At 67.4% G+C, this 20,579-nt stretch carries 15 protein-coding genes; 5 read left to right on the plus strand and 10 right to left on the minus strand.

What is annotated here, in order from left to right; translation table 11 throughout:
• Nucleotides 1–24: 24 nt before the first annotated feature.
• Nucleotides 25–1,095 carry a molybdopterin biosynthesis protein MoeY gene (locus tag NFW30_RS06960; RefSeq protein WP_295353692.1) on the minus strand — a complete coding sequence of 357 codons (1,071 nt, stop codon included), beginning with the start codon at nt 1,093–1,095 and terminating at the stop codon, nt 25–27.
• A gap of 156 nt (nt 1,096–1,251) precedes the next feature.
• Nucleotides 1,252–2,109, minus strand: a complete 858-nt coding sequence (locus tag NFW30_RS06965) for a ThiF family adenylyltransferase (RefSeq protein ID WP_295353689.1) — start codon at nt 2,107–2,109, stop codon at nt 1,252–1,254.
• Nucleotides 2,110–2,296: 187 nt separating this feature from the next.
• Between NFW30_RS06965 and rfbC the strand changes: the two genes are divergently transcribed.
• Nucleotides 2,297–2,851, plus strand: coding sequence for a dTDP-4-dehydrorhamnose 3,5-epimerase (gene rfbC, locus NFW30_RS06970; RefSeq protein WP_295353686.1), 555 nt, complete (start codon nt 2,297–2,299; stop codon nt 2,849–2,851).
• 54 nt (nt 2,852–2,905) lie between these two features.
• Here the strand turns inward: rfbC and NFW30_RS06975 are convergent, their stop codons facing one another.
• The 3 genes from NFW30_RS06975 to NFW30_RS06985 form a co-directional block, all read right to left on the minus strand.
• Nucleotides 2,906–4,396 (minus strand): nickel-dependent hydrogenase large subunit, encoded by a 1,491-nt coding sequence (locus NFW30_RS06975; protein ID WP_295353683.1) that lies wholly within the window; start codon nt 4,394–4,396, stop codon nt 2,906–2,908.
• Nucleotides 4,397–4,596: 200 nt separating this feature from the next.
• Entirely contained in the window at nt 4,597–5,343 is a 747-nt protein-coding gene (locus NFW30_RS06980) for a hypothetical protein (protein WP_295353680.1), read from the minus strand.
• Nucleotides 5,344–5,673: 330 nt separating this feature from the next.
• A complete protein-coding gene (locus NFW30_RS06985) occupies nt 5,674–7,461 on the minus strand; it encodes an EAL domain-containing protein (RefSeq protein WP_295353678.1) in 1,788 nt (595 codons plus the stop codon).
• Between the two features lie 271 nt (nt 7,462–7,732).
• On the opposite strand from NFW30_RS06985, the gene NFW30_RS06990 reads away from it, so the two are divergent.
• Nucleotides 7,733–9,550, plus strand: a complete 1,818-nt coding sequence (locus NFW30_RS06990; protein ID WP_295353675.1) for a PAS domain-containing protein — start codon at nt 7,733–7,735, stop codon at nt 9,548–9,550.
• Between the two features lie 128 nt (nt 9,551–9,678).
• On the opposite strand, the gene NFW30_RS06995 is transcribed toward NFW30_RS06990, so the two are convergent.
• The 5 genes from NFW30_RS06995 to NFW30_RS07015 all read right to left on the minus strand — a co-directional run bounded on the left by NFW30_RS06995 (nt 9,679) and on the right by NFW30_RS07015 (nt 16,847).
• Nucleotides 9,679–9,801, minus strand: coding sequence for a hypothetical protein (locus NFW30_RS06995; RefSeq protein WP_295353672.1), 123 nt, complete (start codon nt 9,799–9,801; stop codon nt 9,679–9,681).
• Nucleotides 9,802–10,022: 221 nt separating this feature from the next.
• Nucleotides 10,023–10,703, minus strand: a complete 681-nt coding sequence (locus tag NFW30_RS07000; protein WP_295353669.1) for a response regulator transcription factor — start codon at nt 10,701–10,703, stop codon at nt 10,023–10,025.
• Nucleotides 10,700–14,560, minus strand: coding sequence for an EAL domain-containing protein (locus NFW30_RS07005; protein WP_295353667.1), 3,861 nt, complete (start codon nt 14,558–14,560; stop codon nt 10,700–10,702). Before NFW30_RS07005 ends, NFW30_RS07000 begins: the two co-directional genes overlap by 4 nt.
• 124 nt (nt 14,561–14,684) lie before the next feature.
• Entirely contained in the window at nt 14,685–16,148 is a 1,464-nt protein-coding gene (ubiD, locus tag NFW30_RS07010; protein ID WP_295353665.1) for a 4-hydroxy-3-polyprenylbenzoate decarboxylase, read from the minus strand.
• Between the two features lie 102 nt (nt 16,149–16,250).
• Nucleotides 16,251–16,847 (minus strand): hypothetical protein, encoded by a 597-nt coding sequence (locus NFW30_RS07015; RefSeq protein WP_295353662.1) that lies wholly within the window; start codon nt 16,845–16,847, stop codon nt 16,251–16,253.
• Between the two features lie 207 nt (nt 16,848–17,054).
• Here NFW30_RS07015 and thrH point away from each other — a divergent pair, with 207 nt between their 5' ends.
• The 3 genes from thrH to NFW30_RS07030 are packed head-to-tail and all read left to right on the plus strand — an operon-like array spanning nt 17,055 to nt 20,556.
• Nucleotides 17,055–17,678, plus strand: a complete 624-nt coding sequence (thrH, locus tag NFW30_RS07020) for a bifunctional phosphoserine phosphatase/homoserine phosphotransferase ThrH (RefSeq protein WP_295353660.1) — start codon at nt 17,055–17,057, stop codon at nt 17,676–17,678.
• Nucleotides 17,679–17,684: 6 nt separating this feature from the next.
• Nucleotides 17,685–18,557 carry a formyltetrahydrofolate deformylase gene (purU, locus tag NFW30_RS07025; RefSeq protein WP_295353657.1) on the plus strand — a complete coding sequence of 291 codons (873 nt, stop codon included), beginning with the start codon at nt 17,685–17,687 and terminating at the stop codon, nt 18,555–18,557.
• Nucleotides 18,558–18,606: 49 nt separating this feature from the next.
• Nucleotides 18,607–20,556 carry an ATP-binding cassette domain-containing protein gene (locus tag NFW30_RS07030; protein WP_295353654.1) on the plus strand — a complete coding sequence of 650 codons (1,950 nt, stop codon included), beginning with the start codon at nt 18,607–18,609 and terminating at the stop codon, nt 20,554–20,556.
• The last annotated feature ends 23 nt before the right edge of the window (nt 20,557–20,579 follow it).

Consider the following 20,579-nt stretch of genomic DNA (forward strand, 5'->3'; position numbering starts at 1 on the left):
GCAGTCGATCTCGGCAGCGCGGCGCTAGCCGGCTCGGACCAGAAGTTTGTCCAGCGGCAGCCGCAGCGAGCGCGCCCTGGCAGCCGAGCCAAAGCCAAGTCGGCCCATGAAGATCGCTCGTCCTGCGTGCTCCACGCCAATCGTCTCCTGCAGCCGGGCGGTGAGTTGCACGGCCTGGCCCCACAATGCAGGCGCCACCGAGAATCGCACACCGGCGCGAACATAGGCGGCAAACACCAGCGGCGTGTAGGCGGGTTGAAGCTGCAGGCCGTGATGTGTGGCCGTAAGCCAGAATCGCTGGACTTTCCGGCCGCCTGCAACGAAATGCTCGACAGCCTGCGGCTCGTCCCGGGCCACGATGACGAAATGCGCAGCGCAGGCCAGTGCCGGAATCAGGTCAAGCTGAATCCGGGGCGCCAGCGTGCCCGCCATGAAGCGATTCAGAAAGTCGACTCGCCCCCAACTCTGCATGGCCCATCTCATTGCCCGCGTCGTGACCGGGTCGAGGCCGAGCGCCTGGTCGGGAATGCGGTCTTCGGAGAACCGCGCGCCCCATTCGATGATGTCGCGGTGCACCGGGTACGCCTCCGGCATCGTCAGCCTGATCTGCGCATTGGCAAACAGCAGTCGGGCCATTCGCAGACGATCCGCGAAGCATTCCAGCCACAAGACGCTGTGATCCGGCCCGACGGCAGCCTCGAGCGCCGATTTCTGTTCGGCTCGCAATGGCCTGGTGCTCAGTGGGCGACGCTGGACGCTGCGCACCCGGATCGAATCCATCAACGGGTCGGCGCGGACCCCGGCGCCCGCCTGCAAATGGACGTCGAACGTGGGCCGCGTGTCGGGCAGGTGCATGCGTCTTTGCACCGAGACCACGAATCCGGAGCCACTGGCGGCGATGGTGATGGTTTCGAGGAGAGCGCCGAGCGATACCTGACTGGCGCGTCCAGAAAAATCATAGACGCAATGATCACGGGTGTCGAAACCATGGATCACGGCATGCTCTGGCCCCACCAGCTCAAAGCGCCAAGGCTGGGTATTGTCGCCGCTGGGCGCCCAGCGCGCGAAATCGAGGATATCGGCGAGTGCGCCCATCAACAGCCCCTCAGAGGTAGTGAATCAATCCACTGCGCGAGCGATCCGCGGCGTTGCTCAGTCGCTCACGCCTCGTCTATCGATCTGACATGTCCCGTCGTTCGCTCGCTCGCGCCTTGCATCCCGGCCTGCTCGCGACGACTTCTTCACGAGCCCTCAACCCGAACGCCGCCGCCCAAGAGCGATCATCAACCGCAGGATCGGGTTGGCGTTGCCGCCCGGGCGCCAAGTAGTGACCGCCCTGTTGCGATAGGCGTCGAAATGCACGCCCCGTGGGGCGGCAATGATCTTCCCGCGACCGAGCAGGATCTTCAGCGCCTCGCTCGCCGCGACGCCGGCGCAGAGCGAACAGCCCATCGGCGTCGAAGGGCCCCGACGCCCCTTGAAGTCGATGGTGCTCGGATCGACGAGATAGCTCTGCTGCAAGCGTGCCGGAGCCAGTCCGACAAAGAACCGCAGCCCCATTTCCTCTTCCGAGCAACCGTTCCAGCGGAAGTACTGTTCGAAGGTCATCCCTCCGGGCATGAAGTTGAGCAGGGCAGCTCCCATGCCGAGTGGCGCCACCGTGATCGCCGGCAGGCCGTGTCGGGCACAGCCGTCGAAAACGGCCTTGCGTGCGGCAAAGGCGTAGAAGTCGAGACCGTCCACGTAAACGTCAACGCCGCGCAGGAACTCGTCGACGTTGTCATCGTGAACCCCCTGATCGAAAGTCTCAAACTCGATTTCGGGATTGATGTCGTGCGCCAGCGCAATCAGCACATCCACCTTGCGTCTGCCCAGGGTGCTCATCGTCGCGCCGGCCTGCCGATTGAAGTTGGCCAGATCGAAGCGGTCGAAGTCAGCAACATGGAAACGCCCAACCCCCAGGCGAGCCAGTGTCAGCAGATGTGATCCGCCGACCCCTCCGAGGCCGGCGATGGCGACACGCTTGCCGCGCAGGAGTTGCTGCTCGGCACGCGTCAGCCAGCCAATATTTCGTGAGAAAGCCTCTTCGTAGTCGAATTCCTTGCTCACTGCCTGAGCGGCCCCTCTTTCCCCGGGAAGAGCCGGCACTCTAGCACCATTGACCGAGGATGAAAACCAGGAAGCCGGCCGCCCCGGCCGCCGTGCACCACCGGCGGTCGAAACATGCGGCAAACGACCCGAACACAGGGTACCATTGCCTCGCCCCCGCCACTGACCCAGCGAAGAGGATCGCGTAATGATCGTAACCCCCACCGGCATCGCAGACGTGCTGCTCATCGAACCCAGGGTGTTCGCCGACCAGCGCGGGCACTTTTTCGAGAGCTTCAACGCACGCGCCTTCGCCGAGGCTACGGGCCTCGCCGTCGAGTTCGTGCAGGACAATCAATCGCTGTCGACGCGCGGCGTGCTGCGTGGGCTGCATTACCAGCTTCCTCCGAAAGCGCAGGGCAAGCTGGTTCGGGTCGTGCACGGGGCCGTCTTCGACGTCACAGTCGACCTGCGCCACGGATCGGCGACCTTTGGCCGCTGGGAAGGGCATCGGCTGAGCGCAGAAAACAGGAAACAGCTCTGGATTCCAGCGGGCCTGGCGCACGGTTTCCTGGTGCTGTCGGAGACCGCCGAGTTCCTCTACAAGACGACCGACTACTACTCGCCGGAGCACGAACGAGCCCTGCTCTGGAACGATCCGCAGCTCGGCATCGAATGGCCGCTGCAGGGCAATCCGGTCGTCGCCGCCAAGGATGCCGCAGCACCGCCGCTGAGCGGAGCAGAGCCTTTCCCGTCTGGCTGAGCGCTGCTCTCGCCAGCAGCCCGACGGCGACGTAGCGGCCGGCCCGCTCTCCGGTCAATGCACGGTGCACACCATGCACGGATCGAACGAACGGACGACATGCTGCACGAGCAGGAGCAGCTCTTCGCCGTCGGCCACCTCCAGGCCCGACAGCGCCTGCTCGAGTGGCCCGGGAACACCGGCGGCGTCGCGCGGCGAGAAGTTCCAGGTTGTCGGGGCGACGATCTGGTAGCTGGCGATGCGACCCTTCTCGATGCGCAGCCAGTGGCCGAGCCCGCCGCGTGCGGCTTCGACCAGCCCGGCGCCGCTGGCCCCGTCGGGAATCGCCGCGTGCGCACAGAAGGCTTGGCCAGGTGCCAGGGCATGCACCCAGCGCTCCATCGCCGGCACCACCAGCGCCAGTTCCAGCAGGCGCGCGCAGACCCGTGCCAGGACGCTGCCACCGCTGGCCGCGACCAGAGCCCGCAGCAGCGGCTGCCCGGCGACCAGCTGGCGGGCAAGCGCACCCGTTTCGGCAACCCCTCCTTCGTAACGTGGCGCCTTGCACCAGGTGTAGGCCGCCGGCTTCTCGGCGAACTCGCCCATGAGCGGTCGCGTCTCGCCGCTTGCCGGATGCAGCGCCTGCTCGCCGAACAGCCAGGAATGCGCGACGTCCTCGCTGATCGACCGGGCGACGAGCGGCCGCCAGCCACCGTGCCAGATGCCACGGCTGAAGAGATGACCCGCGGCGGCGTCCGCGGTGCCGGCAGAGGTCGCGGCGGCATCGACCGTGGCATAGGCACCATAGCTCAGGAAGCAGTCGCTCGCCCGTCCGACCGCGCCGAGGCCGAGATCGGCAGCGATCTCGACGAAACGCGCGAAGTCCGCCGACCTGCCGCTTGCCCAGGCCGCGAGCGCGTCCCCCGACTCGATGGCGCTGACGTTCTCCAGCGTATCGCCGAAGACGACCCGGCTCAGGAAGCCACGAAAGTCGCGCAGCACGGCGAGCAGACGGACCTTCTCGGTAGCCGTGACGGCCCGCGTCGTGCCCCCCGGCTGCAGCGCCAGACTGTGCGGCCACTTGCCTGCGAGGTGGCCCATCAGACGCAGCAGATCGGCGCGTGCCGGCAGAACTTCACGCAGAGCCTCGCCGACCGTCGCCTTGAAGCGTTGCTCGGCCTGCCGGTGCCACGGACGACCGCGATACGCTGCGCGCGCAAAGTCCGGCATGAAGAACAGATAGAAGTGTGTCAGGTGATCGGCCAAGTTCTCGCAGGCCAGGATCAGGTTGCTCGCCAGGCGACCATTTGCCGGCATCTCCAGTCCCGCGGCGTCGGCGAGGGCTGCCGCTGCGGCAGCCGACTGCGAGACCGAGCAGATGCCACAGATGCGCGGCACGATGACCAGCGCGTCGAGCGGGTGCCTGCCGATCAGGATGTGCTCGAAGCCACGGTAGAGCGAGGAGCTGACACGTGCGGCAACGACGCGACCGGCTTCCACATCGAGCGTGACTTCGAGGTCACCCTCGACACGATTGAAGGGCCCGATCGTCAGACGCCGGCTCATCCGTGATCCCTGATTCCTCCCCGCGACCGCAGCGCGGTCGCGCAGTCGACAGCTTCACAACCTCGGAGGCCCAACTATAGCAGACGACGCGCAAGGCGACCCCGTGCTGCCTTGGCCCCCGACCGCACCCCGCACGACCGCGGCCGTTCGCATGCTCGGTGCCCGGACAGCGCCACGACCTGCCGCTCGCGCCACGCGTCTCAGGCAAAGGGCAGCGACAAGCCGTCGGGAAGGCGCTGCGCGCCAGCAGGACGGTCCTCGCGGCGCCGCCCGGCCACGGCGCCGTGGCGCCCGGCCCGCTGCGGCGTCCGCCCGGCTTCCGCCCGCTGACGCAGTTCGGCCAGCCGCAGGGCGCCGCGCTCCCGCAGCAGGCGCAGGTGGTCGGGCCTCCGCTTGCCGTGGCTGAGGGCGAGGCGATCGACGTGCTCGAGCCAGTCCTCTTCGCTTTGGCTGTCGTTCGGACCGGCCTGCCCGGGCAAGCGGCCGCCCCACACCTCGTAGCAGTAGGCAAACCTGGCCCAGTCGTAAAGCGACTGCTCGCAACGACGGTCGGCACCGGCTGGCGGCGAACCGCGACCGGCACCGGCGAGGATGCGCAGCATGGCGTTGGGGTCGGCGCCAGCGTCGAGCAGAATGCGCAGCAGACCGCTGTCCATGTTCATCGAGGCCTGGAACAGCGGGCTGGCACCATCGCGGCCAACCGCACCCGGATCGGCGCCGAGCTGCAACAGCTCGCTGATCGCCTGATAGCGCCGCAAGACCGGACACGGCTCAAGGGCGGTGATCACGTGCTGCAGAATGGTGTCGCCCAGTTGATCGTAGCCGTTGAGGTCGAGGCCGCCGGCCACCTGTGCCCGCATCGCCGCCGTGTCACCCGCACAGGCGCTGGCGACGAAGGCGGCCAACGGATCCCGAAGATCAGGCAGCTCGTGTCTGCAATGTTCCATCTGCAACCCCTTTCCCGCTCAGTCGCCAGCTGCCCCCGTCCGGCAGCACGCGCACCCCGCTCGACGCGAGCCAGCAGCCGCGTCACCCCCAGCCGCTGCCCGCCGGACCGACCCGCACACCGACCGTACATGCGGCAGCGGCTGCAGGTCCGTCCAGTCGAGCATGGGCGACGATACGCTTCGCGCACCCGCCACTGCAGCCGCGCTGGCGTCGCCGCAAGTCTGTGAACTCATTTTCCCGCCGGACGACAAGGGTCGACGGTGACGAAAGTCACGGAAGACCTGACGAGACGGTCGCCGCCCGCGCTCGACACCGCTGTGCGGCGAGGTTCAGCCGCCTCTTCCGGACTGTGCCAGGCGCCTGCCGATGGGTACGACATGCGGGCCGAGCCGGCGCAGCGAGGACTCGAAGCACCCGGGCGGCAACGGCTGGCTGAACAGATGGCCCTGCGCCTGCTGGCACCCGCTACGCTGCAGAAATGCTCTTTGCGCTTCGTTCTCGACGCCCACGGCAACCGTCTGCAGGCCGATCGCATGCGCCATGCCGACCGTTGCGGCGACGACTGTCGCGGCGTCCGCGTCGGTTACCACACCGGCAACCAACGAACGATCGATCTTCATCCGGTGCACGCGCAGGCGCCTGAGGCAAGCGAGCGAAGAACGGCCGCTGCCGAATCCGTCGACCGACAGCAGCACCCCCAGCGCGCGCAGGCTGTCGACCGTTGCCAGTGCCGCGGATGGCTGACCCATCAGCACGTGCTCCCTGATCTCCAGTTCCAGAAAGCGCGGCGACAAGTCCTCCTGGGCAAGAATCCGCCCCACCAGATCGGCGAGGCCGGCCTGCCGGAACTCGACCGCCGAAAGGTTGACGGTCACGCGCAGCGGCGGCAAACGCAGCTGCCGCCAGAGCCGCACTTGCCGGACCGCGGCTCGCAGCACCCATTCCTCGAGATCGAGGATGAGGCCGCAGCCCTCGGCAATGGTGATCAGCTCGGCCGCGGGCACCACCCCGAGGACGGGATGTTGCCAGCGCAGCAGCGCCTCGGCTGCGTGGAGGCGCTTGTCGGCGAGGCCAACCTGCGGCTGGTAGTACAGGCACAGCTGGCCGTTGTCGAGCGCCGAGCGCAGATCGTTCTCGATCATGGCGGCCCGCGCCGCACGTCGCTGCATCTCGGTCGTAAAGAAGCAATAGTGGTGCGGCCCGCCCTGCTTGGCGCGGTACATCGCTGCGTCCGCGCACAGCGACAGGCTGGCGAAGCTCTCTCCGTCCGCCGGATACATCGCGATCCCCAGCGACATCGTGCACAGGAGTTCATGTCGCCCGATGCGATGGGGCGGTGTCGCCGTCTCGAGCAGCTTGGCCGCCACATGCGCGGCGCCATCGGCATCGGTGTTCGGCAGGACGACGATGAACTCGTCACCACCGAGCCGCGCGACCGTATCGCCATCGCGCATGGCGCCCTGCAGGCGCTTCGCCACCTGTACCAGGAGCGCATCGCCCACGCGGTGCCCGAGGACGTCGTTGATGCTCTTGAAGCGGTCGAGATCGATGAACATCAGGGCCAGCGACTCGCGGCCGCGATGAGCACGGGCGAGGTCATGCCTGACCCGTTCTTCCAGCAGGCTGCGGTTGGCCAGCCCGGTCAGCGGATCTCGGTGCGCCAGGTGCAGCATCCTCGCCTGCGTCTCCTTGTGCCGCGTGATGTCGACGAAGCTCGCGACATAGTGCATCTGCATGCCGTCGCCATCGACGCGGCTGATCGTCAGCCATTGCGGATACGCGCTGCCGTCGCTGCGCCGGCTCCAGACCTCGCCTTGCCAGTAAGCGCGCGCTGCCATTGATGACCGGATACGGCGGTGAATGCCGGCATCGTCCGTTGGCGAGAACAGGAAACCTGCGTCGCGGCCAAGCGATTCCACGGCACCATAGCCGGTAATCCTGATGAAGGACTGGTTGATACGGACGATCCGCCAGCCCGCGTCGATGATGGCGATGCCCCTGACGGTGTCGGCGGAGAGCCAGCCGGCAACATCGAAGTCGGCCTTCGCCGGCACCTGCCGGCCACACTGCGGCGACCTCTCATGGCGGCCCCCTGCCGCGCCCAGAGGCGCAGCCATCGCGAGTCCTTCGACCGCGGTCGCGGAGCACGACTCGTTCCTGCATGCCTCAGAGCTGTTGCTCATCCACCCACCTTCACCTCGCACAGGTTGTCCAGTCGGCGCACGAACCGCCACCACTCGTCGTGCATCCTGTACCGTCAGAGGTGCCGCCTCAAGGGGCACGAGTCCCGGGCAAGGCGGGAAAGATTCCCGGCCGCCGGCACGAAGAGCGGCGGCCCGGTCGCACAGGCAGCTCGATATCGCGCGGCTTCTCGGCAATAATGCCGCCATGATGAGAACGACGAAGCCCGCCAGCCCGCTCGCCGACGGTCATGCCGACTCGATCGCCGTGCTCGACGAGCGCGGGGTCATCCTCAGCGTCAATCAGGCGTGGCGGGACTTTGCCCATGGCAGCGGCGCCAGCGCCGAGCTGGCTGACGGTCGCGGCATCGACTACCTCGCCGCCGTGCGACGGGCGGCGGTCGACGACGTCCTGGCCGCTGCCGCACTGCGGGGTCTGGAAGAGGTGCTGGCCGGGCGACAGACCTGGTTCGCCCTGCAGTATCCGTGTGACGCACCCGGCGGCGAACGCTGGTGCGAATGCCGCGTGGAACCCTTGCCGGCGCCACGCCGCGGAGCAGCGGTCCGTCATCGTGCGCTCGACCGACGCGAGCGTACCGAGACCGCCGTCGACAACCACCAGCGCCCGCAGCCCGACTTGGCGACGGTTCTGAACAGTCTGCCGTCGATGATCGGCTACTGGGACTGCGGGCTGCGCAACCGCTTCGCGAACCACGCCTACCGCGACTGGTTCGGTATCGACCCGGCGACGATTCCGGGCAAGCACATCCGGGAAGTGATCGGTGACGAACGATACCGCCTCAATGCGCCCTATATCGAGGCGGTGCTGTGCGGCAGTGCGCAACAGTTCGAACGTGCCATCCCGTCGCCCGATGGCCGCGCGCTGCGCCACTCCCTGGCGCGGTACATCCCCGATGTGGTCGATGGCCAAGTGCAGGGCTTCTTCGTGGAGGTCACCGACGTCACGCCGATCAAGGCCGGCGAACAGGCCCTGCAGCGCGCCCAGGAGGTGGGCCGCCTCGGCAGCTACACGGCCGACCTCGCTTCCGGGCAATGGCTTGGCAGCCCGATGCTCGAGCGAATCCTCGGGGTCGGCCCGGAGCACGAGCATACGACCGACGCCTGGCTGCAGATGGTGCATGCCGACGATCGCCAGAAGGTTGTCGACCACGTCCGACGGACAGTCCGCGACAGGGGCGTCTTCGACTGCGAGTACCGGATCATTCGCCCGCGTGACGGAGCCATCCGCTGGCTGCACGGCCTCGGCGAACTCGAGTGCGCGGCGGATGGCCAGCCGCGGCGCATGATCGGCACGGTACAGGACATCACCGAGCGGAACCACTCAGAGAAGGCCACGCAGGCCCTCCTCGACGAAAATACGCGCCTGGTGCGACGATTGATCGCGCTGCAGGAACGTGAGCGCGCCGACCTCGCCCGCGAGTTGCACGATGAACTGTCGCAGCACCTGACGGCAATTCGTGCCTTTGCCGGCGCGCTGCGGCGCAACGAGCGCTGCGACCCCGAAGCGATCCGGCGCAGCGCCGTGGCAATCGACGGTTCGGCACATGCCATCTACGAGGTGTCGCACCGACTGATGGAGGGCCTGCATCCGAGTCTTCTCGACTCGCCCGGAATCGCCGAGGCACTGGGCACCCTTATCGACAACTGGGGACAGCAGCACCCGGAAATCGAGTGGCAGGCTTCCCTGCCGCCGAACCTCGTCTGCGAAGGAAAGCAGGTCCGGGTGACACTCTATCGCATCGTCCAGGAGTGCCTGAGCAACATCGCCCGCCATGCTGCGGCCCACCGCGTACGACTGATCCTGGGCAACAGGTGGTCGGCAGAGGGCGAGTTGCTGCGCCTGGTGGTCCGCGACGATGGCACAGGCATGGAGATGGATGCGGCACACGCCGGCTTCGGTCTGCTCGGAATGCGCGAACGCGTCCTGTCTCTCGGCGGTACACTGCAGGTCAGCAGCCGCAAGGGCTGCGGCACCCGGATACGGGTGATCGTCCCCAACGTCTGAGGGCATCCTGCCGACGGCGTCGCAAGCGTGCGTCCGACGAGTCCCCGCACGAGGCTCGTCTGGGGCGCGCTGCGCGCTGCACACGGCAGCCGGCGCGTCACCGCAGCCCGGCTGCGGACGAGCGGCCCTCAGCAGGGCGGAACGGCATCTTCGGGAACCGCCTGCCTGATCTTCACGGCGATGTGCTCGGCGCTGGCGAGGTCTCCTCGCTCGTAGAAACTGGCGAACAGGTCGAAGAGCAGATCGATCATCGACTGTCCCGGTCGAAGGGAAGCTGTCCTGGCGGCAGCCGGCAGCGAGCGCATCGCGGTGACTTCATGCACCGATTCTGCCGCGGCGCGGCCCCGACGGCCAGCGACGAGACTCCCGATCGGTACGGGAAAATTTCCCTGTCGTCTCGGCGCAGGGGGCTGCCGGCACGAGCAGGCGCTGCCGCGGCGACCATCGCGCGCGAAGGGTCGCGGGACCTCCGTCAGGGTTCCACCAACCCCTGCCGGATCGCCAGGCGCGCCATTTCCGCCAGGCTCGCGACGCCCAGCTTGAGCTTGATCTGGGTGACATGGTTGCTCACCGTCTTGCTGCTCAGGTGCAGGATGCGCGCGCATTCGGCCTGTGAGTGACCCTCGCTGAGCAGCCTGAAGACCTGGAACTCACGTTGCGTCAGCGTGCCGAAGGGCGCGGACTCCGGCGAACGCTGCCGCTGGATGAGGGTCGGCACCATGTCGGGACTGACGAAGGGTTGACCCTTCGCCACCGTGCGGATGCCCAGCAACAGGCTATCGACGTCGCTTCCCTTGGTGACAAAACCCAACGCGCCTGCCTCGAAGGCCCGATCGAGCAGCACACGCGAGTCATGCACGCTGTACACGAGGATCGCCACCTGCGGATCCACGCTCCGGATGCGTCGAATGGCCTCGATTCCACCGAAGCCTGCCATGCTCAGATCCATGACGACGACGTCGGGGCGCAGCGCCCGGTACTCACCGTAAGCCGCCTCGCCGCTGGCCACGTCGAGCAGCACCCGCAGGCCGGCGTCGGATTCGATGAGGCTGCGCAATCCGGCCCGCAGCGCCGGATGGTCGTCCACGACCATCACCGACAGCACGCGGCCGGGCGTGGCCTGGGAAGGACCTCCGTCACCCTTGGCCGTCATTCGCCCCTCCATGTCGCGCCGGCGGGCCGGGTGGCCCACGCCGCGAAGCGAGCGGCGGGCAGCGGTTGGCTGAACAGGTGGCCCTGTGCCTGATCGCAACCCTTCGCCCGCAGGAACGCCAGTTGCGCCTCGCTCTCGACACCCTCGGCGATGGTCTGCAGGCCCAGGTTGTGCGCCAGACTGATCGTCGCCGCGACGATCGCTTCGTCATCGGGGTCGGAAGCCAGATCGGCGACGAACGAGCGGTCGATCTTCAGCTTGTGCACCGGGAAGCGCTTGAGATAGCTCATCGACGAGTAACCGGTTCCGAAATCGTCGATCGACATCCGCACGCCCAGCGCACGCAACTGGTCCATGGTGACGATCGCTGCCAACGGCTGGTCCATCGCCACGCTCTCGGTAAGCTCGAGTTCGAGGAAGTGCGCCGGCAGCCCCTCGTTGTCGAGAATCCGTGCCACCAGGGCGGGCAGGCCCGCCTGGCGGAATTGCATTGCCGACAGATTGACCGCCACACCCAGCTCCGGCAGTCCGCTCCCATGCCAGATCCGCATCTGCCGCACCGCCATCCGCAGCACCCACTCGCCAATCGAAAGGATCAGCCCGCAGTCCTCTGCGATCGGGATGAACTCGGCCGGCGAGACCATCCCCAGCTCGGGATGCTGCCAGCGCAGCAGCGCCTCGGCGCCGAGCAGACGGCCATCGTCGAGCGCGAACTGTGGCTGGAAATGCAGACTCAGCTGGCCGAGCTCGACCGCCCGCCGAAGTTCGTTCTCGATCTGCAGGGTGCGCGCCGAACGCTGCTGCATTTCGACCGTGAAGAAGCAGTAGTCATTGCGGCCGACCTGCTTGGCGCGATACATCGCCGTATCGGCGCACATCGACAGGCTCTCGAAACTGTCGCCATCTGCCGGGTACATCGCAATACCCGCCGAGATCGTGCAACTCAGCTCGTGCTGCCCGACGCGATAGGCCGGTGCCGTCACCTCGAGCAACTTGCTCGCCACATGCGCCGCTCCATCGGCATCGGTGTTCGCCAGGACGACGATGAACTCGTCGCCGCCGAGCCGGGCCACCGTATCGTCATCGCGCACGGCCCTCCGCAGGCGCCGGGCCACCTGCACGAGCAGTTCGTCACCGACCTGGTGCCCGAGCGAGTCGTTGACGTTCTTGAAGCGGTCGAGATCGAGGAACATCAGCGCCAGCGGCTCCCGGGCACGATGCGCACGGGCGAGGTCATGCCGCACCCGCTCGGCAAGCAGACTGCGATTGGGCAGGCCGGTCAGCGCATCGTAATGGGCCAGCCGCTGGATGCTCGCTTCCGCCTCCTTGTGCCGGGTAAGGTCGATGAAGCTGCCGAGATAGTGCGTGGTCACCCCTTCGCTCTCGACACGGCTGATCGACAGCCACTCGGGATAGACGCTGCCATCCTTGCGCCGGTTCCAGATCTCGCCCTGCCACGATCCCTCGCTTTCGATCGCCTCCCACATGCCGCGGAAGAAGGCGGCATCGTGCCGCCCCGAGGCGAGCATGCCCGGGTTGCGACCGAGCACCTCGGCAGCACTGTAGCCGGTGATGTGGGTGAACGCCCGGTTGACCATCACCATGCGGCAGGAGGCATCGGTGATGGCGATCCCCTCGCCTCCCCGCTCGAACACCTGGGCGGCGAGATTGAGCTCCGCCGCTGCCCGCTTCTGCTCGCTGACGTCGACGACCGTCCCGAGGTAGCCTTTGAGCTGCCCGCCGTCGTCACGCATGACGGTCACCGCCAGGCGCACGCTGATGCGGCGACCGTCCTTGCGGATGCAGGACATCTCGCGCTCGTCGGCCTCGCCGCTGACCCGTGCCCGGACGACCAGCGCATCGAAACCGGCCTCGACGTCGATGCCGAGCGTCGCCCGCAGCGCCACTGCCACCGCCCTGACTTCGTCGGGATCATGCCACAGCATCGGCGTCGCGCGGCCGAGCACTTCGTCCGCGCGGTAGCCGAAGATGACTTCGGCGCCGGGGTTGAAAAGCGTGATCAGGCCATCTGGGTCGGTCGCCACGATGCCGCAGGCGGCGCTGGCGAGAACCAGAGCCTGCTGCGCTTCGCTCTCGCGCAGGGCGACCTCGACGCGCTGCCGCTCGGCGAGCAGGGCGGCGTTCTCGAGCGCGACGGCCGCGCTCGCCGCCAATCCCTGCAACACGCCCACATCCTCGGCATCGAAACCACCCGGCTTGTCGTGAATCTCGAAGCAGCCGAGCAGCTCACCGTCACGCCCGATGATCGGGATGTCCAGCAGGTTGGCGAAACCGATCGCCCGCCGGATCTCCGGAATGACCCAGGGATCGTTCGCGGCATCGTTGCTGAGGTGGAAGCAACGCGTCTGCAGCACCCGTCCCGGCACGCCGTGGCCGGCAGCGAAGCGATAGTCGACCGGCAGCCACTCGCCGGCGCGGCAATACTCGCGGAACACCATCTGGTCTTCCTGCAGGCGTGCCGCGGCGCCGCCACCGGCACCGACCAGTTTGAGCGCCGCGACGACGAGCTGGCGCAGGATCACCGCCAGGTCGAGGCGGCGGTTGATCTCCTGGCTGACACGCGACATCAGCTCGAGCTGCTCACTGCGTCGCAGCAGCGCGGCCTCGGCCCGCTTGCGCTCGCTGACGTCGCGCACGAGGACGACGAAACGCGGCTCACGACCGCCCGCCTGCGCCTTGCGCGCCACCGACAGCTCGAACCAGAACCGTCCTTGCGGCAGATCGAGCGCGAGCAGGCGGCCCGCCGAGTAGCCGCTGGCCTGCGCCTCGCGCAGGGCAGCGAGACAGGTGGCGGCGGCAGCGGGCTCGAGGACGTCCGACACCCGTCGGCCGACCAGGTCGGTCGAGCGAGCAGGCAACAGCCCGGCGCGCAGCGTATGGGCTTCATGGCAGATGCCATCGAGTCCAAGCTCGAACATCGGATCGGGAACGGCGTTCAGCGTCGCCGCCAGCTTGGCCGTGCGCTGGCGAACGACGCGTCGCAGGGTGAACACCCAGACCAGGAGCGCGGCGCCGACCAGCGAACCGACAAGCAGGGCGTAGGCGAGATGGCGGGTGCGCGGCGAGGCGAACAGGGGCGTGCCCATCCACTTCGCCCGCAAACGCCGCTCTTCAGCCGGGGAGATGGCGGCAAAGCCACGTTGCAGCAATGCCAGGCTGGCAGCGTCCCCCTTGTGTACGGCCCGGTGGAAGTCGCCGGCGTACAGGGTGAATGCCCTGTTGAAGAGTTCCTCGGCATTCTTGCGGTAGAGCAGGTAGTTGGCCGGCGGCTCGTCGAGGCAGAAGACGCGTACCTTGCCGTCGATCGCCGCCTGCACCAGCGCCTCGTAGCTGGCAAAGGGCTGGACAGCGTCGATGCCGGCAGCCGCGAGGTGCTCGACACAGGCATCACCGGCCTTCACCCCAACCATGAACCCGCGCAGCGTGCTGGTATCGACGATGCCGCCGATGCTGCCATGCGTATGGATCGCCACCGGGATCGTTTCGTAGGGCGGCGAGAAATCGAGGCTGCGCTCACGTTCCGGCGTCCTGAAGGCGGTGTCGAGGACATCGCCCTGGCGCTCCGCCATGCGCCGCTGCGCCGTTTCCCAGTCGCTGGCCTGCAACTCGACGCGGACGCCGGTCCTCTCCTCCCACAGGCGCCAGAGATCGACGAGGTAACCGGTGAGCGTGCCGCCGGCATCACGGAAGACATAGGGTGGATAGTTGTCGTCGATCAACACGCGCAGCGCCGCGCGCGGCTGCGGATCGGTCCCGTCGTTCGCGAGCGCGGGGCAGGCGGCGGCGCACGCCGCGAAGAGCAGACCAAGGAGCCAGCAGGTGCGCAGGAAACTCATCAAGCAGTCTCGTCCTGTGCCAGATGTTCGACGCCCAATGATAGACGACCGGCCATTCCGACGACAGGGGCAAGCCACCCTCCGGGATGAGCCACTGTGCCGACGCCGGCACGGGCGCCGCCGGTCAAAGTCCGAGTTGATGCCACATTTCGTCGACGCGCCGCTTCACTGTGGCGTCCATGACGATCGGCCGGCCCCACTCGCGAGTGGTTTCGCCCGGCCACTTGTTGGTGGCGTCGATCCCCATCTTGCTGCCGAGACCGGCGACCGGGCTGGCGAAGTCGAGATAGTCGATCGGCGTGTTCTCGGCGACCAGCGTGTCGCGTGCCGCATCGACGCGGGTCGTCATCGCCCAGATGACTTCCTTCCAGTCGCGGACGTCGACGTCCTCATCGACGACGATGATGAACTTGGTGTACATGAACTGGCGCAGGAAGCTCCAGATGCCGAACATGACGCGTTTGGCGTGCCCCGGATACTGCTTGCGCAGGCTCACCGCCGCCAGGCGGTAGGAGCAGCCCTCGGGCGGCAGGTAGAAGTCGACGATCTCCGGGAACTGCTTCTGCAAGAGCGGCACGAAGACCTCGTTCAGCGCGACGCCGAGCATCGCCGGCTCGTCGGGCGGCTTGCCGGTGTAGGTGCTGTGGTAGATCGGCTGCCGCCGCATGCCCAAGCGCTCGACGGTAAACACCGGGAAGCGTGCCTGCTCGTTGTAGTAGCCGGTATGGTCACCGTAGGGACCTTCGAGCGCGCTTTCCTGCGGGTCGATGAAGCCCTCGAGAACGATCTCGGCGGCGGCAGGCACCTGCAGGTCCGATCCCAGGCATTGCACCACTTCCGTCCTGCTGCCGCGCAGCAGGCCGGCGAACTGATACTCGGAGAGGCTGTCGGGAACCGGCGTCACGGCGGCAAGAATCGTCGCCGGGTCGGCGCCGAGGGCGACCGCGACCGGGAACCGCTGGCCTGGATGCTGCAGGCAATGCTCGCGGAAGTCGAGCGCGCCACCGCGATGCGCCAGCCAGCGCATGATCAGCTTGTTCGGCCCGAGGACCTGCTGGCGATAGATGCCGAGGTTCTGGCGTGTCTTGTGCGGCCCGCGCGTCACCGTCAATCCCCAGGTGATCAGCGGTGCCGCATCGCCCGGCCAGCACCACTGGATCGGCAGACGGGCCAGATCCACGTCGCGACCCTCGTAGACGACCTCCCGGCACGGCGCCGAGGAGCGCAGGCGCGGCGCCATGTTGAGCACCTGGCGCAGGACCGGCAGCTTGTCCCAGGCGTCCCGGAGGCCCCGTGGCGGCTCCGGCTCCTTGAGGTAGGCGAGCAGCTTGCCGACCTCGCGCAGCGCCTGCACGGACTCCTGCCCCATCCCCAGGGCGACGCGGCGCGGCGTGCCGAACAGGTTGGCCAGTACCGGCATGTCGTGGCCGGTCGGCTGCTCGAAGAGCAGCGCCGGCCCACCGGCCCGCAGCACGCGATCGCAGATCTCGGTCATCTCGAACCGCGGGTCGACGGCAACGGCGATCCGCCGAAGCTCGCCCATCGTTTCCAGTTGCGCGATGAAATCGCGCAGGTCGTGATACTTCATCGGCAACAGATCCGTGCGTCATTCGACCGCCGATTATAGCCGCCGCAGCCGCCGGCCAGCCGTTCGTCATGGTTCGGCCAAAGGCGGCAGCCGGTCACTGACTCAGTGGCCGCCTCCCGCCGCCGGCTTGCCATCCTCGCGCGCAGCCTTCCTGGCCACCCGTTCGGCGTCGTCGCGCGCCCGCTTCTCCTGTTTCGCCTGTCTGCGCGCCTGCTCTGCGGCAGCCTTCTGCCGGCCCTCGGCCGCCTGCCGCTGCTTCTCTGCCAGTTTGCGCTCGCGCGCCGCGACCTTCTCCGCCTGCTCGGCGCGATGGCGCTCGCCGTCCTGCAGTTGCTCGGCTTCCCGTCGCGGCTGCTCGGCGTGTCGCAGCGCTTCCTTGTCGGCGACTTCCTGCCGCCGCGCCGCACGTTCGAAGTCGCGCGCCGGCTGGTCGATGGCGCGCGACTCGATGATGGTCGCGGTACGGCGTTTCTTCGCCTCATCGAGACAATCATTGACGAGGAAACGCGAGTAGCAGCGATCCTGCTCGGCCTTGTAGTCGCGCTCCGCCTGGTCGCGCATGGCCTTGGCCCGCTGTCTCTGCTGCTGCGCCTCCGCGAGCGTCTGCGGCAGCGGCGCAGCGGCCTCCGGCGGCTCGGCGGCGGCGGCCACGGGCAGCACGAGCGAGAGCAACAGCAATGAAGCGACACCGACCTGCATCCTTCCTCCTCCTTCGAACGCGCGCCCAGACACCGGCAAGGGCTGCCGGCCGACGCACGCCGCCACTATAAACCGAGACGCGGGTGCACGAGTGCTGCGACGCCAGACGCCTGCCGACGACGGCGGTCAGGCGTGGCGAAGGCCCACCATCGGCGGATTTGGTAGAATCGCGCCTTCACGCCATCCGTGGTCCGCTGGGAGCCTGCCGTGCAAATCGTCTGCCTCGATCTCGAAGGCGTACTCGTCCCCGAAATATGGATCGAGTTCGCCACCCGCACCGGCATTCCGGAACTGCGTCGAACGACGCGCGACGAACCGGACTACGACAAGCTGATGAAGTACCGTCTCGCCCTCCTCGCCGAACACCGGCTGGGCCTGCCCGACATCCAGCAGGTCATCGCCGCCATGGGTCCGTTCGACGGCGCGCGGGCCTTCGTCGACGGGCTGCGCGAGGACTACCAGCTGATCATCCTCTCCGACACCTTCTATGAATTCGCCCACCCGCTGATGCGGCAACTGGGCTGGCCCACCCTTTTCTGCCACAGCCTCGAAGCCGGTGCCGACGGCATGCTGGTCCGTTACCATCTGCGCATGCCCGACCAGAAGCGAGAGGCGGTACGGCGACTGAAGGAACTGCGTTTCACCGTCGTCGCCGCGGGCGACTCCTACAACGATACGGCGATGCTCGCCGAGGCGCACGCCGGCATTCTCTTTCATCCGCCCGAGAACGTCATCCGCGAGTTCCCGCAGTTCCCCGTCACACGCTCGTTCAGCGAACTGCGGCAGGCGATCGACACGGCTTTCAGCGCCTGCAGCAGCCGGCGGGACTGACCGGCGATGCACGCAAGGCGTTTCTATACCCTCTCCGGCTCGTGCCCCGACCAGGTCGGCATCATCGCCCGCGTTTCCGGCTTCATCGCCCAGCACGCGGGCTGGATCCTCGAATCCAGCTACCACGCCGACGACGGCAGCGGCGACGGTGACGGCCGCTACTTCATGCGCATGGAGGTGAAAGCCGATTCTCTGCCCTTTCACCTGGCCGAGTTCCGCGAGCGCTTCCGGCCGCTCGCCGAGGAACTGGCGATGGACTGGAAGATCAGCGATTCCGCCGTCAAGCGGCGGGTCGTGCTGATGGTCAGCAAGCAGGAGCACTGCCTGTACGACCTGCTCTCGCGCTGGCAGTCACGCGAGCTCGACATCGAGATTCCCTGCGTCATCTCGAATCACGACCGCTTCAAGGCCTTGGTCGAATGGCACGGCATCCCCTTCCACTGCGTGCCGGTGAACGCCGACAACCGGCAGGCGGCGAATGCCGAGATCCGCCGCATCTACGATGAGGTGCGCGGCGACACGATGGTCCTGGCCCGCTACATGCAGATCCTGCCGGCCGATTTCTGCGACAGTTATCCGGGACAGATCATCAACATCCATCACTCGTTCCTGCCCAGCTTCGTCGGCGCCCGTCCCTACCACCAGGCTTACCAGAGGGGCGTCAAGCTGATCGGCGCCACCTGCCATTACGTCACCCGCGACCTTGACCAGGGCCCGATCATCGAGCAGGACGTCATTCGTATCGACCACTCGGATTCGGTGGAGGACATGGTGCGCTACGGCAAGGACATCGAGAAGGCCGTGCTGGCACGCGGGTTGCGCTACCACCTCGAGGACCGCGTGCTGGTACACGCCAACAAGACCGTGATCTTCCGTTGAAACCAACCATTGGTAGAGCCCTCCCGCCGGCCGGCGGGCGCTGCGCAGGATGATCGCGCTCCGCAACCTGGGCCTGCGCCGCGGCAGCAAGGTCCTGCTCGACAACGCCTCGGTGATGATCAACGCCGGCGAGCGCGTCGGCCTCGTCGGCCGCAACGGCGCCGGCAAGTCGAGCCTCTTTGCGCTCCTCGACGGCAGCCTGCACGAGGACAGCGGCGAGTTCTCGCTCCCCGCCGGCTGGCGCCTGGCGCAGGTGGCGCAGGAGATGCCGGCGACCCGGGAGAGCGCCACCGACTTCGTCATCGCCGGCGACAGCCGACTGCTGGCCGCGCGGCAGGACGTTCGCCGGGCCGAAGCGGCAGGCGACGGCGATCGCCTGGCGCACGCCTACATGGCTTTGCACGACGCTGGCGAGAACGAAGCGCAGGCGCGTGCGCAGGCGCTGATTCTCGGACTGGGTTTCCGGGCGAGCGAAGTCGAGCAGCCGGTCGACAGCTTCTCGGGCGGCTGGCGGATGCGCCTGCAACTGGCGCGCGCCCTGATGTGTCCGTCAGACCTCCTGTTGCTCGACGAACCGACCAACCACCTCGATCTCGATGCCCTGGTCTGGCTCGAGAGCTGGCTCAGGCGCTACGCAGGCACGATGCTGGTGATCAGCCACGATCGCGACTTCCTCGATGCGGTCACCAGCGTCACGCTGCACCTGGAGAATGCCAGGCTGACCCGCTACGGGGGCAACTACAGCGCCTTCGAGGAAACCCGGGCACAGCAGATCGACTTGCAGCAGAACGCCTACCTCAAGCAGCAGGAACGGATCGCTCACCTGCAGAGCTTCATCGCGCGCTTCAAGGCGAAGGCGACGAAGGCCCGGCAGGCGCAGAGCCGGGTGAAGGCACTGGAAAGAATGGAGCGTCTCGCCCCGGTGCTGACCAGCGCCGACTTCGCTTTCGAATTCGGCGAGCCGGCCAGCCTGCCGAACCCGATGCTGGTGATGAGCCATGCCAGCTTCGGCTACCCACCGCCGGCCGGAGCAGCTGCCGGTACGCCGGCGAACATCGTTGTCGCCGAGGTCAATCGTTCGGTCATGGCCGGCCAACGGATCGGCATTCTCGGAGCCAACGGACAGGGCAAGTCGACTCTGGTGAAGACCATCGCCGGCGTCCTCGCGTGTGCCGGCGGCAGCATCGGTGCGGGCCGGGGGCTCAACATCGGCTACTTCGCGCAGCAGGAACTGGACGTGCTGCGCCCTGGAGAGACGCCGCTGCAGCACATGCTTCGCCTGGCCAGGGAGAAGCAGGCGACCGACCGCAGTGGGCGCGAGCAGGATCTGCGGACTTTTCTGGGCAGCTTCAACTTTGCCGGCGAAATCGTCAGTCAGCCGGTTGGCACGCTCAGCGGCGGCGAGAAGGCGCGGCTGCTGCTGTGCATGATCGTCTGGCAGCGACCCAACCTGCTGCTGCTCGACGAACCCACCAACCACCTCGATCTGGCCACCCGTGAAGCACTGGCCGTCGCCCTCAACGAGTTCGAAGGGACCGTGATGCTCGTCAGCCATGATCGCTCGCTGCTGCGCTCGGTCTGCGACGAGTTCTGGCTCGTCGCGCGCGGCGCCGTCGGCGACTTCGCCGGCGACCTCGAAGACTACCAGCACTACCTGCTCGAGGAGGCGAAGAAACGGCGGGACAGCCTCAGGGAACTCGCCAGAACTGCGCGCGATCGGGCCGGCCGCGAGTTGCCGGCCACCAAGCCGGGAAAAATGGCGGCCAACGATCTGCGTGCCCTGCGACGCGAACTGGAACGGGTCGAGCAGCGGATGCTCGCCCTGCAGGACGAACAGCGTTCGCTGGAGGCGGGCCTGTGCCTGCCCGCAGGTGCCGCGGAGCTGGCGGAACTCGGCCAACGGTTGAACCAGCTCAGCGCTGAACTGTCACCGCTTGAGGACCGCTGGCTCAGCCTCAGCGAGCGCATCGAGACGGTTGACCGCGCACGGTCATCGTGACGCACAGTCGGGGATTCCACTTT

The sequence above is a fragment of the Accumulibacter sp. genome, assembly GCF_023806635.1.
GTDB lineage: Bacteria > Pseudomonadota > Gammaproteobacteria > Burkholderiales > Rhodocyclaceae > Accumulibacter.